This is a genomic window from Curtobacterium sp. 8I-2, assembly GCF_902506155.1.
Lineage (GTDB): Bacteria > Actinomycetota > Actinomycetes > Actinomycetales > Microbacteriaceae > Curtobacterium > Curtobacterium poinsettiae.
On the sequence record NZ_LR732826.1, the window covers coordinates 357,005 to 371,379 of the forward strand.

General features: G+C 71.6%; 15 protein-coding genes. 5 read left to right on the top strand and 10 right to left on the bottom strand.

What is annotated here, in order from left to right; genetic code table 11:
* Window positions 1-564 precede the first annotated feature (564 nt).
* Both BOSE127_RS01720 and BOSE127_RS01725 read right to left on the bottom strand, forming a co-directional pair.
* A complete protein-coding gene (locus BOSE127_RS01720) occupies window positions 565-1,398 on the bottom strand; it encodes an SDR family oxidoreductase (RefSeq protein WP_082046845.1) in 834 nt (277 codons plus the stop codon).
* A gap of 94 nt (window positions 1,399-1,492) precedes the next feature.
* Window positions 1,493-2,134, bottom strand: coding sequence for a nucleoside/nucleotide kinase family protein (locus BOSE127_RS01725; protein WP_159556072.1), 642 nt, complete (start codon window positions 2,132-2,134; stop codon window positions 1,493-1,495).
* Between the two features lie 54 nt (window positions 2,135-2,188).
* On the opposite strand from BOSE127_RS01725, the gene BOSE127_RS01730 reads away from it, so the two are divergent.
* The 3 genes from BOSE127_RS01730 to BOSE127_RS01740 all read left to right on the top strand — a co-directional run bounded on the left by BOSE127_RS01730 (window position 2,189) and on the right by BOSE127_RS01740 (window position 3,532).
* Window positions 2,189-2,557, top strand: coding sequence for a VOC family protein (locus BOSE127_RS01730; RefSeq protein WP_031260093.1), 369 nt, complete (start codon window positions 2,189-2,191; stop codon window positions 2,555-2,557).
* 82 nt (window positions 2,558-2,639) lie between these two features.
* Complete coding sequence (locus tag BOSE127_RS01735; RefSeq protein ID WP_159556073.1) at window positions 2,640-2,819, top strand: hypothetical protein; 180 nt, start codon at window positions 2,640-2,642, stop codon at window positions 2,817-2,819.
* Window positions 2,816-3,532, top strand: a complete 717-nt coding sequence (locus tag BOSE127_RS01740) for a hypothetical protein (protein WP_071249937.1) — start codon at window positions 2,816-2,818, stop codon at window positions 3,530-3,532. Before BOSE127_RS01735 ends, BOSE127_RS01740 begins: the two co-directional genes overlap by 4 nt.
* 9 nt (window positions 3,533-3,541) lie before the next feature.
* Here the strand turns inward: BOSE127_RS01740 and BOSE127_RS01745 are convergent, their stop codons facing one another.
* The 3 genes from BOSE127_RS01745 to BOSE127_RS01755 all read right to left on the bottom strand — a co-directional run bounded on the left by BOSE127_RS01745 (window position 3,542) and on the right by BOSE127_RS01755 (window position 6,541).
* Window positions 3,542-3,982 (bottom strand): NUDIX hydrolase, encoded by a 441-nt coding sequence (locus tag BOSE127_RS01745; RefSeq protein ID WP_017887763.1) that lies wholly within the window; start codon window positions 3,980-3,982, stop codon window positions 3,542-3,544.
* Window positions 3,983-4,267: 285 nt separating this feature from the next.
* Window positions 4,268-5,578, bottom strand: a 1,311-nt coding sequence (locus BOSE127_RS01750) for a carboxylesterase family protein (RefSeq protein ID WP_159556204.1), incomplete at its 5' end; no start/stop codon positions are given.
* Window positions 5,579-5,698: 120 nt separating this feature from the next.
* The gene (locus tag BOSE127_RS01755) at window positions 5,699-6,541 is read right to left on the bottom strand and encodes a helix-turn-helix transcriptional regulator (RefSeq protein ID WP_071250668.1); all 843 of its coding nucleotides are present in this window, start codon (window positions 6,539-6,541) and stop codon (window positions 5,699-5,701) included.
* Window positions 6,542-6,642: 101 nt separating this feature from the next.
* On the opposite strand from BOSE127_RS01755, the gene BOSE127_RS01760 reads away from it, so the two are divergent.
* Window positions 6,643-7,383: an SDR family oxidoreductase gene (locus BOSE127_RS01760; protein ID WP_159556074.1), complete on the top strand. Its 741-nt coding sequence runs from the start codon at window positions 6,643-6,645 to the stop codon at window positions 7,381-7,383.
* Between the two features lie 137 nt (window positions 7,384-7,520).
* Here BOSE127_RS01760 and rsmA read toward each other — a convergent pair whose 3' ends face one another.
* From rsmA to rsmI, 4 genes are all read right to left on the bottom strand, one after another.
* Window positions 7,521-8,372 (bottom strand): 16S rRNA (adenine(1518)-N(6)/adenine(1519)-N(6))-dimethyltransferase RsmA, encoded by an 852-nt coding sequence (gene rsmA, locus BOSE127_RS01765; RefSeq protein WP_017886954.1) that lies wholly within the window; start codon window positions 8,370-8,372, stop codon window positions 7,521-7,523.
* A 2-nt stretch (window positions 8,373-8,374) separates the two neighbouring features.
* A complete protein-coding gene (locus BOSE127_RS01770; protein WP_017886955.1) occupies window positions 8,375-9,307 on the bottom strand; it encodes a TatD family hydrolase in 933 nt (310 codons plus the stop codon).
* Complete coding sequence (gene metG / locus BOSE127_RS01775) at window positions 9,304-10,872, bottom strand: methionine--tRNA ligase (RefSeq protein ID WP_042541212.1); 1,569 nt, start codon at window positions 10,870-10,872, stop codon at window positions 9,304-9,306. Before metG ends, BOSE127_RS01770 begins: the two co-directional genes overlap by 4 nt.
* A gap of 134 nt (window positions 10,873-11,006) precedes the next feature.
* Complete coding sequence (gene rsmI / locus BOSE127_RS01780) at window positions 11,007-11,828, bottom strand: 16S rRNA (cytidine(1402)-2'-O)-methyltransferase (protein WP_017886957.1); 822 nt, start codon at window positions 11,826-11,828, stop codon at window positions 11,007-11,009.
* Between the two features lie 131 nt (window positions 11,829-11,959).
* Here rsmI and BOSE127_RS01785 point away from each other — a divergent pair, with 131 nt between their 5' ends.
* Window positions 11,960-13,591, top strand: coding sequence for a dolichyl-phosphate-mannose--protein mannosyltransferase (locus BOSE127_RS01785; protein ID WP_159556075.1), 1,632 nt, complete (start codon window positions 11,960-11,962; stop codon window positions 13,589-13,591).
* A 112-nt stretch (window positions 13,592-13,703) separates the two neighbouring features.
* Here the strand turns inward: BOSE127_RS01785 and BOSE127_RS01790 are convergent, their stop codons facing one another.
* Complete coding sequence (locus tag BOSE127_RS01790; protein ID WP_017886959.1) at window positions 13,704-14,366, bottom strand: TetR/AcrR family transcriptional regulator; 663 nt, start codon at window positions 14,364-14,366, stop codon at window positions 13,704-13,706.
* Window positions 14,367-14,375 lie beyond the last annotated feature (9 nt).

The following is a 14,375-nucleotide window of genomic DNA, read 5'->3' on the forward strand; positions in this document are numbered from 1 at the left end:
GCGCTCGACGCAACACGCGACGGCAGCGGCGTCGACGCATCCGTCGGGCCGTGGCCCGCGCGCTGGCCGATCCCGGCCGGCACCCCGGACGTGTTCCACGTGTCGAGCCCGGACCCGTGGGGCGGATCGACCCCGTACCCGCGTGCCCTCAGTCGGCTCGTCGCGACCGCGCGACGCCTGGAGGGGTACCGGCACGACGAACCGCTGTTCCTGACGGACACGTGGCACATCTCCGCGCCCGTGATCGACGCGACCGGGCTGCCGGTGCTGACGGACGGCGGGTTCTCGGGCACCGTGCCCGTCTTCACGACGCACCAGATCCGTCGCAGGATCGCCGACGGGCTGCGTGTGCTCGTCGTCGAGGCCCACGCGCCCCGCACCGACCCGGTCCTGCGTGCCGCGCTGGCCGGCGGCTGCCGAGCACTGTCCCACGGCACCCGGCACGCACGCCTGCCGATGCAGCCGCGCCGGGCGAACGGCATCACCTGGACGGTGTGGCACTGCGGGCTGCCCGGCCCGTCCGTCGGACCCGGAGTGCACCACGGCCACCGCGGCCACCACGCGTCAGCGGGCGGCGAGCACCTCGCGCAGGGACATCGGCGTGCGTCCCGTGATGCGTTCGACGTCGCCGGACACGTGGGCGAGCGCACCCTCGGCGATGGCCGTGTAGGTGCTCACCCAGGCGTCGGCCTGCCACGGCTCCGGGTTCCACTGCGCACGTGATGCGTACGCCTCGTCGAGGGTCTCGGGGTGGTAGCTGACCGTGCGGCCGCGGACTTCGGACACGATCGCGGCCGCCTGGGCCAGGGTGATCGCCTCGGGGCCGGTCAGCTCGTACGTCTGGTCGCGGTGCGCGTCCGGGTCGTGCAGCACCGCGGTCGCGACGCGGGCCACGTCGGCCCGGGCGACCGCCGCCATGGCGCCGTCGCCGGCCGGGCCGCGGATCACGCCGTCCTCGCCGACCAGGTCCTCGACGAAGTCCAGGTAGAAGCTGTCCCGCAGGAACGTGAACGCCATCCCGCTCTCGCGGATCGCCTGCTCCGTCGCCCAGTGGTCGCGTCCGAGCGTGAAGGTCGCGTCGGGAGCCGCGCCGAGGAACGACGTGTAGACGACGTGCCGCACGCCGGCGTCGGCCGCCGCGGTGACGAACGCCCGGTGCTGGTCGAGGCGGTCCTGGGCCTCGGCGGCGGACACCATGAGCAGCACGTCGACGCCCTGGAGCGCCGTCCGGCTCGCGTCGACGTCGGCGAAGGTCGCGACCGCGACCTCGGTGCCGGGCAGCTCCGGCGCACGCGCGGCGTCGCGCACGAGCATCCGGAACGGCACGCCGTCCGCGGCGAGCGCCGCGCTCACGGCGCCCCCGATGTTGCCGGTGGCTCCGGTGATGGCGATGGTCATGGTCGCTCCTCGTGTCGGTGTCGCGTGGTGGTGGTCCGGGTCACGTGGTGGTCGGGGTGGCCTGGTGGTCGTCGACGGTCACGTCGGTCGGTGGTCACGTCCACACCGTCCTGGAGGCCCGGATCACCGTGGGCGCGACCCTCGCGGCGTTCACGCCGTCCACCTGGACCGCCCACGCGCGCGCGGCGTCGTGGTCGCGGCCGTGCCGCATGTGCCGTCCGACCAGGCGGTCGAGCCGGACGTCGTCGGCGACGGCGCAGAACCAGGTCTCGGTGAAGAGTGCAGGCAGCGCCGACCACGGAGCGGTGTCGTCGAGCAGGTAGTTGCCCTCGGACACCACGAGCCGGGTGGCGCGGGGTACCGCGATGCTGCCCGCGACGGGTTCGTCCACGCGGCGGTCGAAGTCCGGTGCCCACACCACGTCCTCGTCGGCGGCGACGAGCCGGCGGACGAGTGCGACGTAGCCGTCGGCGTCGAAGGTGTCCGCCGCGCCCTTGCGGTCGTGCCGGCCGAGGGCGTCGAGCGCCACGTTCGACAGGTGGAAGCCGTCCATCGGGACCTGCACCGCCGTGCCCGCACCCAGGCGTTCGTCGACGGCGGTGACGATGCGGCGGGCGAGCGTGGACTTGCCGGCACCCGGTGCGCCGGCGATGCCGAGCACGGTGCGGTCGCTGCCCGCGGCCAGCTCGACCGCGCGCTCGACGGCTTGGTCGACGGTCGTGCCGGAGTCGCTCACGGCTTCATCCTCGCAGAGCGCACCGACGCCGGACCGCGGTGGTTCACTTGCCGCATGGTCGATGCGACGACGGCGTTCAGCGGGTACTCGGTGCGCGACGTGCCCGAGGCGAAGGCGTTCTACGAGGACGTCCTGGGGATCGAGGTCACCGAGGACCACGGCATGCTCTTCCTGCAGCTCGGCGGGGGCCACCAGGTGCTCGTCTACCCGAAGGGTCCGGGTCACGAACCGGCGGCCTTCACGGTGCTCAACTTCCCGGTGCCGGACATCGACGCCGCGGTCGACGAGCTCACCGCGAAGGGTGTCGTGTTCCTGCAGTACGAGGGGATGACCGACGACCGGGGTGTGAACCGGCAGGGCGGGCCGCTCATCGCCTGGTTCACCGACCCGTCGGGCAACGTCCTCAGCGTCATCGAGGAGTGAACATGTTCCATTCCGAAAGCTCGCGTCGGCGCTGCTGATCGTCCTACCGTCCTCTCACCAACGAGAGGACGGTAGGACGAAGGTGCTGGGACGGCAGTGGACCCGCGAGGAACTCCTCGCCGAGCGCGAACGAGTCCGCGCAGAGTGGAACCTGGACGAGCGGGAGTTCGCGGCGACCGAGCAGTGGCGCGACCTGTTCACCGACGAGTACCTGACGCAGAACTGGCTCGACAGCATCTCCGCCCTGCTGGGTGAGCGATGAACGAGCAGGCCGCGTCGGCGGCGCGGCACCAGGCGACGATCGCGCAAGCGCTCCTGGACGGAGCCCTGCCCGAGCACGGTGCGTCGATCGACTACGCCCTCGACGAGCGCAGCGGAACCTTCATCATGCAGTCAGTCGCCGCGACCGGAAAGGGTACCCCGGTCCGTTTGACCGTGGGCGATGTGCACACCGCGGACCTGGCCCCGTGGATGCGGTTCCGATGGGTCGATCACCTCGATGCTCTCGTGGTCAGCGAGAGCAGGTACGCCGTTCTGCTCGCGGACGAACGGCAACCACTCGTCCGCTTCGAGTTCCAGGAGGCGTTGACGGCCACGCCCCGGTCGCACTGGCACTTGCACGCCGAGCGCGGAGCGTTCAGTTCTCTGCTCGCCCGAGCGCGCGATCATGGCTCGGGCCGACGGGATGCGGCACGGTTGTCCTCGTTGCACTTCCCGCTCGGCGGCCCGCACTTCCGGCCGAGCCTCGCCGACGTGGTCGAGTTCGTCATCGTCGAGTGCGGCGTGGACGCTCTGCCGACGTGGCGGGACGCGGTGCAGGGGTTCCGCAGTCGTTGGCGCCGCGCAGAAGCCGAGGCAACCGCTCGGCAGTTCCCGGCAGAGACCGCGCAGTCGCTCCGCAACCTCGGGTGGGGTGTCCAGCCCCCTGAACCCACCGCGGTCCCACCGCAGTTCGCGGTGCTGCGCGTGGGATGACGCCAGCCGTCAGCGGGACAGGGCACCCGCCCAGCCGAGGGCGATCGGCACGAGCAGGCCGTGGCGGTGGTGCGGGAGCTCGGCGACGGGGATCCACCGCGACTCGTCGGTCGAACCGTCGAGCTCGTGCCGCAGGGCTCCCCCGGTGATGGTCGCCCGGAACACGACCTGCACGGCCTTCATCGGCCGGCCGTTGGCGTGGATGCGGCGCTCTGCGGGGACGATGTGGTGTCGGACCCCGAGCAGGGCACCGACCTGGGCCTCGTAGCCGGTCTCCTCGCGGATCTCGCGCACGACGGCCTGCTCGACGGTCTCGTCGAACTCGACCCCGCCGCCCGGCAGCGTCCACGTGCCCGCGTCGGGCTGGCGCAGCTTCGCCAGGAGCACGCGGTCACCGTCCGTGATCACGCCGTAGGCGGCGAGCCGGGTGTCGTAGTCCGTGTACTCCATGGGCCGACCATGCCAGGTGGGTGCACCGACGTCGGCCAGCCGCGCCGGGCCTCCAAGCCGTGGACCGGGGTCCGGGGTCCGGGGTCCGGGGTCCGGCGGACGCTCCACCAGCCCGCCGACCGGTCACGACCCCCCGCGGTCCGCACGCCGGGCGGTCACAGACCGTCGGCCCCGCCGCGCGCAAACGACGGAACGTGACCACGCGACGCACCCCGTGCGGTGTGTCGCGACCACCCCGCGGGCCGGGAGGCGCGAGTCGCCGCCGCCACGGGCCGTGCCCGCGGGTCAGCCGCGGTCGAAGGTCAGGGTCTCGTCGTCGGGCGCACGGACCTCGCCGGTGCGGGCGAAGTCGGCCCAGATCGCCCGGAAGGCCCGGCCGCGGCGCTCGACCTCGGGCCAGTCGCGCTCGGGGACGAAGCGGGTGCCGGCCCAGGCCTCGCGCCCGCCGAGCAGCAGCGGCAGGTCGCTCATGTGCACGGCTCCGGTCGGGGCGCTCGTCACCCCGCGGTGCAGTCGGTACGAGGTCGCGCGGCCACCCGCACGTCGGTGCCGCTCGGTGAACCGTCGGGCATCGCGCCCGTAGATGACGTCGGACAGCGGGCGCACGACCCACCACCGCAGGGCCGACCGCAGCACGCGCGAGCGGGTCACCCGGCGCAGCCCGGGCACGAGCGGCACGTACATGCCGGCCTCGTCCGAGCCGGACCCGATCAGCACGTCGACGTCGGGTGCGACGCGGCTCCACGCGGCGTCCAGGTCACGCTCGGCGGGCAGCGGGGCGAACCCGTACTGGGTGCCGAAGGGCATGCCGGCGGCCAGACCGTAGGGTGCGGCGGCCCGGGTTCCGAGCGCCTGACGGTCGAGCAGGTCGTCGAGCGGGGTGTCGGCGTGCACGCTGCCCACCGCCCGGACCATCGCCCGGTTCATCCGCGCACGACGACGGGACAGCCCGAGCGGTGCGCTCTGGATGATCGCGCGGCGGAACAGCCCCTCGGCGCCGGCGCTGATCATCAGGTGCGCGGCCGCGTCCCCGCCGGCCGACTGCCCGAAGACGGTGACCTGGTCGGGGTCGCCGCCGAACGAAGCGATGTTCGCGCGCACCCAGCGGAGCGACTCGACCAGGTCGAGGAGCCCGAGGTTCGCCGGGATCGTCTCGCCGTCACCGAGGAACCCGAGCACGCCGAGCCGGAACGTGACCGACACCACGATCACGCGCTGCTCGGTCACCAGGTCGCGGGCGTCGTAGATCGGCAGGTCGCCGCCGCCGATGACGTACGAGCCGCCGTGGATCCAGACCATCACCGGCAGCTGCTCGCCCGGACGGACGTCGGCGGGCAGCGTGATGGAGAGTCGCTGGCAGTGCTCGTCGACCTCGATGCCCTGGATCGGGTTGAGCAGCAGGTCGACGAACTCCTCGTGCGGCTGCGGCGCGACCGGCGACGGGGTGGACGCGTGCAGCTCGCCCTCGACCGGTGGCATCGGCTGCGGCGGGGCGAACCGTTCGGCCTGCGCGTACGGGATCCCGAGCACCCGCACCACGTCCCCGTCGACCGTCCCGATGATGCGGCCGGCGGGGGTGTCGAACGGGGCTGGGGCNTCGGTGGCGGACTGTAAGGCGGCACCAAGCGGTCGACGATGCACGGGCTCACCAACCTGGCACCGTGCGGGGTCGACCAAACTCGCACGAGCCGAGCGAACGCGCACCGTGCGAGGTCGTCAGCCGGCGAAGGTCTGCTGTCCGACGACGCCGAGGAGCTCGAGCTTCTGCGCGTCCTCTGATCCTGGAGGCGCGGTGAACAACAGCAGTGCCTGCGCCTGGTCGTCGGTGTGCAGCACCTGGCAGTCAACGGTGATGCGCCCGAGCTCCGGCTGCACGATGGTCTTGTTGTCCGACCAGCGGGTGGCCACCTCGTGCTTGGCCCAGAGGTCGCGGAACTCGGGGCTGCGCGTCTGCAACTCGGCGACGAGTTCGGTCGCCCGACGATCGCCCGGGCCCGCGAGCCCCACCGCCGCCCGCAGCGACGCCACCACGACCCGGGCCAGTCGCTCGTGTTGCTCCGGCGCGTACTTCGCGAGCTCCTTCCCAGTCACGAACCACCGCCACGCCTGGTAGCGCTCGTTGCCGGGCAGGCTGACGGACGACCCGAGCAGTGCCGCCGCGAGCCGGTTCTCGACCAGGGTCTCGCCCAGATGGCTGACGACGATCGCCGGGGTGTCCTCGAGCCGGTCGAGCACCCGCAGGATCGCCGGGTCGACGTGGTCGGCGCGGTGCATCCGGGTCGGGGCGTTCTGCCCGGCCAGGTGGAACAGGTGGTCGCGCTCGTCGAGGCTGCACCGCAGGGCGCGGGCGATCGCGGCGATCATCTGCTCGGACGGCTGCGGGCCACGCTGCTGCTCGAGTCGCGTGTAGTAGTCCACGGACATGCCGGCGAGGGCAGCGACCTCTTCACGGCGGAGCCCCGGAGTCCTGCGTCGCGGGCCCTGCCCGAGGCCGACGTCCTCGGGGCGCAGCAGCTCGCGGCGACGGCGGAGGAAGTCGGCGAGTGCGGCACGGTCCATGGGTCGATCATGGTCCGGTTCGTGGCGAGGTGCCAGGGATCGCCGATCCCCCGATGACTGCGCTCTGGTTGTGACCCCGTCCGCGGAGCATCGTGGTGGTCATGGACATCACGAACTCCACCGTCTTCATCCCCGGCGCGACCTCGGGCATCGGTCTCGCGCTCGCCCAGCGCCTGCAGGCCGCCGGCAGCACCGTCGTCATCGGCGGCCGTCGCCAGGCCCTCCTCGACTCCCTCGCCGCCGAGCACGGCTTCGGCACCGTGCAGATCGACGTCGCCGATGCGCCGTCGATCGAAGCCGCTGCCACCTCGGTGCTCGAGGCCTACCCGTCGCTCGATGCCCTGATCACCATGTCGGGGATCATGCGCGACGAAGACCTCCGCGACCCCGGGCACATCCACGATGCCCTCGAACTCGTCCAGACGAACCTGGTCGGCACGATCCGGCTCATCGACGCGTTCCTGCCGCACCTGCTCGCCCAGCCCTCGGCCACCCTGATGACCGTGACGTCCGGTCTCGCGTTCGTCCCGCTCACCGCGTCACCGACGTACAGCGCGACGAAGGCCGGTGTGCACGCCTACACGCAGGCCCTGCGCCAGCAGCTCGTCGGGTCGTCGCTCGAGGTGCTCGAGCTCGCCCCGCCGGCCGTCATGACCGACCTGATGGGCGGCGCCGACTTCGGTGGGATGCCGCTCGACGCCTTCGCCGACGAGGTCATGGCGCTCATCGAGTCCGGTGCTGCACCGGAGATCCTGGTGCAGAACGTGCACCCGCTGCGCTTCGCCGAGCGGAACGGCAACCACCAGCAGATCCTCGAGATGATGGCGTCCCGCGAGCACTGACCCGGGTGCCTCGAATGGTGCGAGGTTCTGTGGTCGGTGCGAGCCACTTCGGCTCGCACGGACCACAGAACCTCGCACCATCGCGGTCAGCTGGTACGCAGGCGTCGCGGCGGGGCGGTCACCGGGCGAGGGACGGACTACTCCGCAGCCGCCAGGACCGTCCGCCCGAGCCGCACGAAGTCGTCCACACCGATCGCCTCGCCCCGGGCGGTCGGGTCGATGCCCGCCGCCGTCAGCACCTCGGACGCGTGCGCACTGCCGCCGAGCACCCCGGACAGGCTCTGCCGCAGCATCTTGCGCCGCTGCTGGAACGCGGCGTCCACCAGCGTGAACACCCGCGACCGCAGACGCTCGTCACCCGGGGGCTCGTGCCGGTCGAAGGCCACCAGGACGCTGTCGACGTTCGGCACCGGCCAGAAGACCTGCCGGCTGACCAGCCCGGCGGTGCTCCACGACCCGTACCAGGCGGCCTTGACGCTCGGCGAACCGTAGACCTTGCTGCCGGGGCCGGCGGCGAGCCGGTACCCGACCTCGGCCTGCACCATCACGAGCGACCGCTCGATCGACGGGAAGGTCGCGAGCAAGTGCAGGAGCACGGGCACCGAGATGTTGTACGGCAGGTTCGCGACGAGGTGCGTCGGCTCGACGTCGAGGTCCGACGCCGCGACGGTCATGGCGTCCTGCTGCACGACCGTCAGTCTGGCGTCCGGCTGCATCGACGACACCGTCGACGGCAGCTTGGCGGACAGGCGCTTGTCGATCTCGACCGCGGTGACGGGTGCGCCGGTCTCGGTCAACCCGAGTGTCAGCGACCCGAGCCCCGGGCCGATCTCGAGCACCTGCGCCGAGGGGGTGACGCCGGCGACGGACACGATGCGCCGCACGGTGTTGGCGTCGTGCACGAAGTTCTGGCCGAGCTTCTTCGTCGGGGTGACGTCGAGTTCGGCCGCGAGTTCCCGGATCTCTGCCGGGCCGAGCAGGGCACCCACGACTACTCGTCCACCGTCACGGGCTCGGCGTCCCACGCACCGTAGACGAGCTCGGTGTTCGAGGCGATCTGGGCCGCGAGCATCGAGGCATCGGTGCCCAGGGTGTCTGCCATCGACCGCAGGGTGAGCGGGATGAGGTACGGCGCGTTCGGACGACCACGGAACGGGGTGGGCGTCAGGAACGGCGCGTCGGTCTCGACCATGATCAGGTGCCGCGGGGCAACGACCAGGGCTTCACGCAACAGTGCGGCGTTCTTGAACGTCACGGTGCCGGCGAAGGACATGTACCAGCCGCGCTCGGCGCAGAGCCGGGCCAGGTCCGGGCCGCCGGAGAAGCAGTGGAAGACGGTGCGTTCCGGGGCACCCACGCGGTCGAGGACCTCGACCACGGCGTCGTGCGCATCGCGGTCGTGGATCGTCAGCGCGAGGTCGTGCTCCTTCGCGATGCGGATGTGCTCCTCGAACGAACGGACCTGGGCGTCGCGGCCGTCCTCGCCGGTGCGGAAGAAGTCGAGACCGGTCTCACCGATGGCCCGGACCCGCGGCAGCGCAGCGAGCCGTTCGATGCCGGCGAGGTGCTCGTCGAGCAGCCCCTGTTCCTGCAGTACGGGCGCTTCGTTCGGGTGCAGCGCGACGGCCGCCAGGACCCGGGGCTCCCGAGCGGCGATCGACGCGGACCACTCCGAGGTGGCGAGGTCCGTGCCGACCTGCACGACACCGCGGACGCCGACGCTGGAAGCACGGTCGAGGTGCTCGCGGTACTCGAGCGGACCGTCACCCCCGTCACCGACACCGTCGGCGATCTCCATGTGGGTGTGGTTGTCGTACACCGGTACGACGAGCGCCTGGGGCAGCGGCGGGTACGTCAGGTCGCGCTTCGAGGCCCCGGACGCCCCGTCACTGCGGGACCGGACGTGCGACTCGGCGTCGGTCACTCGGAGACCTGCTCGATCCGGGGGAACAGCCCGCTCTCCAGTGGCACCACGTGCGACGCACCCTGCCACTCGTACGCGCGGTCGACCCGCTGCTCGGCGACGGACCCGCCGGCGCCGATCGAGGCCCAGAGCTTCTCGGTCGCCTTCGGCATGACCGGGGACAGCAGGACGGTGACGGTGCCGAGGCCGCGGAGCGCGGTGGTCAGGACGGTGCCGAGGCGCTCGCGCTCGGCGTCGTCCTTCGCCAGGGCCCACGGCGCCTGCTCGGTGATGTAGCCGTTCAGGGCGTCGACGAGCTCCCAGACGCTGGCGATCGCCTCGTGCGGGGCGAAGGCGGCGATCGCGGCGTCGGCACGCTCGGTGACCGAGACGGCCAGGGCATCGATCACCTGGTCGGACTCGGTCAGTTCGGCGCGCGCCGGGACCTCGCCGTCGAAGTACTTCTGCAGCATCGCGACCAGCCGGGACGCCAGGTTGCCGTAGCCGTTCGCGAGTTCGGCCTGGTAGCGCGCCGAGATGTCTTCCCAGCTGAAGTTGCCGTCCTGCCCGAAGGTGATGGCGCGCAGGAAGTAGTAGCGGAACGCGTCGGACCCGAACGTGTCGGTGATCTCGGACGGCGCGATGCCGGTCAGCTTCGACTTGGACATCTTCTCGCCGCCGACGAGCAGCCAGCCGTGGCCGAAGACGCGCTCCGGCACGGGCAACCCCGCGGCCATGAGCATCGCCGGCCAGATGACGGCGTGGAACCGGGCGATGTCCTTGCCGACGATGTGCACGCTCGGCCAGAGGCGCTGGAAGGCCTCGTCGTCGTCGGTGCCGTAGCCGAGCGCCGTGACGTAGTTGAGCAGGGCGTCGAACCACACGTAGAGCACGTGGTCGCTGTCCCAGGGGATCGTGATGCCCCAGTCGAAGCTGGAGCGCGAGATCGACAGGTCGCGCAGCCCCTGCTTGACGAACGAGATGATCTCGTTGCGGACGCTCTCGGGCTGGATGAACAGCGGGTTCGACTCGTACAGGTCGAGCAGGCGCTGCTCGAAGTCGGACATCCGGAAGAAGTAGTTGCGCTCGGCCAGGACCTCGACCGGGATCGAGTGGATCGCACAGACCTGCTGGCCCTCGTACGCACCGGTGCCGGCCACCAGGTCGCTCGGCTGCTTGTACTCTTCGCAACCCACGCAGTAGAAGCCCTCGAACTCACCGGCGTAGATGAAGCCGTCGTCGTAGAGCTTCTGCAGGAACGCCGTCACGCCACGCTCGTGGCGCTCGTCGGTGGTGCGGATGAAGTCGTCGTTCGCCACGTCGACCGTGTCGAGCAGTGGCTTCCAGGCGTCGTTGACCAGGCGGTCGGCCCATTCCTTGGGCGAGACGTCGTTCGCCGAGGCGGTGCGCAGGATCTTCTGCCCGTGCTCGTCGGTGCCGGTGAGCAGCCAGGTGTCGTCACCACGCTGCCGGTGCCAGCGCGCGAGGAAGTCCGCGGCGACCTCGGTGTAGGCGTGCCCGATGTGGGGCACGTCGTTCACGTAGAAGATCGGCGTGGTGATGCTGAACGAGGACCCGGCGGACATGCGGACCATCCTACGGGCGCTCCGAACGCTGATGACGCGTGCTGCGGTGGACTGTGGAGAACCGGGTCCGGGAGGCCCGTGGCGGGCCCGCCCCGCGCCTCCAGACCGGCGGACGCGAACGTGATGAGCCCCGCTCAGCGCGCCGCGAGCGCCCCTTCGTACAGGTCGCGCTTCGACAGCCCGGTCGCGTCCGCGACCGCCGCGGCGGCCTCCTTCATGCGCATGCCGGCGGCCACCCGCTCGAGCACCAGGCGCACCCCGTCGTCGAGCGTTGCCTCTTCGGTGGCCTCGGCGGCCCCGGCGACGACGATGCAGATCTCGCCCCGCACGCCCTCGGACGCCCACGTGACGAGTTCGTCGAGCGGCCCGCGGCGGACCTCTTCGTAGAGCTTGGTGAGCTCGCGGCAGACCGCGGCGCGGCGGTCGCCCCCGAACCCGACGGCCATGTCGGCCAGGGTCTCGGCCAGCCGGTGCGGCGACTCGAAGAACACCATGGTCCGCTGCTCCCCCGCCAGTGCCTGGAACACGCGACGGCGTTCCCCGGCCTTGCGGGTGGGGAACCCCTCGAACGTGAAGCGGTCCGTCGGCAGCCCGGACACGGCGAGCGCCATCAGCACGGCCGACGGCCCGGGCAGCGCGGTGACGGTGACCCCGGCTGCGGCTGCGGCCTCGACGAGCGGGAAGCCCGGGTCGCTGATCGCGGGCATGCCGGCGTCGGTGAGGACGACGACGTCCTCGTCACGGGCGAGCTCGACGACCTCGGACGCCTTCGCCCGCTCGTTGTGCTCGTGCAGGGCGATGAGCCGCGGACGGTTCTCGATGCCCAGGGCGCGCATCAGGTGGATGGCGGTCCTGGTGTCCTCCGCCGCGACGACCGTGGCGTTGGAGAGGGTCTCGACGAGACGGCGCGAGGCGTCCCCGAGGTTGCCGATGGGGGTTGCTGCGAGGACGATCACGCACCCATTGTCCCCGCACGGCGACGCCGGCGCGGCCCGGCGCAGCCACACCGGCGTCGTCCAGCGCGGCCCCGCGGCGCGTGCACGCCCGTCGCAGCGGGGACAGAGGTCGATCCGTAGGATGCTCAGCGATGACCAGCGAGCTGACCGACGACCGCACGGCCGTGCCCGACGGGCCGGTCGGCTCGCGCCTGGACGACTGGTGGGGGCGGGTGCTCTCCACGTCGCAGCGGGTCGCCGTGTGGCGGTGGACGGGTCCGCTCGCCGTGACGCTCCTCGCCGCCGTGCTGCGGCTGGTGAACCTCGGCAACCCGCACTCGCTCGTGTTCGACGAGACGTACTACGTCAAGGACGGCTGGTCGATCGTGCACCTGGGGTACGAGGGCACCTGGCCCGCGAACCCGAGCGGTGACGGCGCCCCGACGACCGACGACCGGTTCGTCCGCGGCGAGACGGACGTCTTCACGAGTGCCGCTGAGTTCATCGCGCACCCGCCGCTCGGCAAGTACCTGATCGGCCTCGGGATGCTGCTGTTCGGGGCGGACAACTCGTTCGGCTGGCGCTTCACGGTGGCCGTGCTCGGCATCGCGACGGTGTTCCTCACCGCGGTGATCGCCCGGTCGCTGTTCCGCTCGACGATGATCGGCACGCTCGCCGGCTTCCTGCTCGCGATCGACGGGCAGGCCATCGTGATGTCGCGGGTGACGCTGCTCGACGGCATCCTGACGTTCTTCGTGATCCTGGGCTTCGGCGCGCTGTTGCTCGACCGGCGGCACAGCCAACGACGGCTCGACGCGTGGGTCGCCGCCCGCGCCGCCGCCGGCCGGACCACCCTGTGGGGGCCGGTGCTCTGGTGGCGACCGTGGTTGTTCGCGATGGGCCTGGCCCTCGGGCTGGCGGCGGCGACGAAGTGGTCGGGGATGTACTTCCTGGCGTTCTTCGCCGTGTACTCGGTGCTGAGCGACATGATGATGCGCCGCCGGGCCGGGGTGGAGTTCTGGTCGTCGAGCGCGCTGCTGCAGCAGGCACCGGTGTCGTTCCTGCTGACCGTGCCGATCGCCGCGGTGACCTACGTGGCGTCGTGGACCGGATGGTTCGTGTCGAAGGACGGCTGGGACCGCAACTGGCTGTCGTCGGGCGGCGAACGGTGGACGGGGCTCCTCGCCTGGGTGCCGGACAGCCTGCAGAACTGGTGGCACTACCAGTCGGAGATCTACGCCTTCAACATCGGGCTGCACACCCCGCACTCGTACCAGGCGAACCCGCTGCTCTGGCTCGTGATGCAGCGCCCCACGTCGATGTTCTACGTCGGCACGGACGCCGGGCAGGACGGCTGCTGGGCGGACCGCTGCGGCGAGGCGATCACCGGCATCGCGAACCCGTTCATCTGGTACGCCTCGGTCATCGCGACGGTGGCGCTGCTCGTGCTCTGGGTCCTGCGCCGGAAGTGGGAGTACGGCTTCGTCCTGCTCGGCGTCGCGGCGGGGTACCTGCCCTGGCTGATGTACGTCGACCGGACGGTGTTCCAGTTCTACACGATCGCCTTCGAGCCCTACATGCTGATGGCGCTGGCCGCCGCGATCGGGTTGGTGCTCGGCAGACGGAGCGACGAACGGTCACGCCGGTCGCGGGCGATCCTGTGGGTCGGCGTGTACCTGGGCGTCGTCGTGCTGGCCTCGGTCTACTGGTACCCGATGTGGACGGCGATGCAGGTGCCGTGGGACTTCGTCCGGTCGCACTACTGGATCCCCAGCTGGCTCTAGCCGGCAGGTCCGGCCGGTCCGGCCGCGCCCGTCGCGGTGGGCGCGCTGGTGGCGACCACCGCCGGTCTGGAGGCCCGTGGCGGCGCCGCCACGGGCCTCCAGTCCGCAGTGGTCAGGACTGCGCGTGCAGCGCGCGTTCGATCGACTCGCGGTCCAGCGGGTCGCCGAGCATCGGCGCGGTGTCGTCCGTGCCCGGCAGGACCCCCTGGATCAGGAGCTCCGCGTAGCGGCGCCACGCGTCCGGGTCGTGCTCGCGAGTGGCGTCGGCGACCGCGCCGACCATCGCCGTGAGCATCGGCAGGTCGCGGTAGTCGAAGCCCGTCCGGACGACGCCGGCGGTCTCGGCACGGCCGATGATCGCGGCGACCTGACGTTCGAGCCGATCGCGCTCCTGCACGATGGACGGGCGGGCCTTGCCGGCACGGACGATGGCGTCGGCGAGGGCACGGTCGCGGGCGCGGAACGCGAAGACGCCCATCAGGTAGACCCGGAGTGCCTCACGCGGGTCGGACACGTCCGCGGCGCGCGCTGCGGCGTCGTTCATGGCCTCGAACTTGGTGGCGAGCAGCGCCTCGATCAGGGAGTCCTTGTCGGCGAACCGGCGGTAGACGGTGCCGACGCCGACACCGGCCTCGTGCGCGATGTCGTTCAGCGTGACGGAGAGCCCGCGTTCCGCGAAGCACTTGCGTGCCGTCTGCAGGATCAGCTCGCGGTTGCGCGCAGCGTCGGCGCGCAGCGGTCGCTCGAGGTCGGACGCGGACTCGGTGGTGCTCACGATCTGACC

Coding starts and splice junctions, on each gene's coding strand:
- BOSE127_RS01720 (WP_082046845.1), bottom strand. CDS start 1,398: ATGACCATCGCCATCACCGGAGCCACCGGCAACATCGGGGGCGCCGTG.
- BOSE127_RS01730 (WP_031260093.1), top strand. CDS start 2,189: ATGGTCGATGCGACGACGGCGTTCAGCGGGTACTCGGTGCGCGACGTG.
- BOSE127_RS01740 (WP_071249937.1), top strand. CDS start 2,816: ATGAACGAGCAGGCCGCGTCGGCGGCGCGGCACCAGGCGACGATCGCG.
- BOSE127_RS01745 (WP_017887763.1), bottom strand. CDS start 3,982: ATGGAGTACACGGACTACGACACCCGGCTCGCCGCCTACGGCGTGATC.
- BOSE127_RS01755 (WP_071250668.1), bottom strand. CDS start 6,541: ATGGACCGTGCCGCACTCGCCGACTTCCTCCGCCGTCGCCGCGAGCTG.
- BOSE127_RS01760 (WP_159556074.1), top strand. CDS start 6,643: ATGGACATCACGAACTCCACCGTCTTCATCCCCGGCGCGACCTCGGGC.
- metG (WP_042541212.1), bottom strand. CDS start 10,872: ATGTCCGCCGGGTCCTCGTTCAGCATCACCACGCCGATCTTCTACGTG.
- BOSE127_RS01785 (WP_159556075.1), top strand. CDS start 11,960: ATGACCAGCGAGCTGACCGACGACCGCACGGCCGTGCCCGACGGGCCG.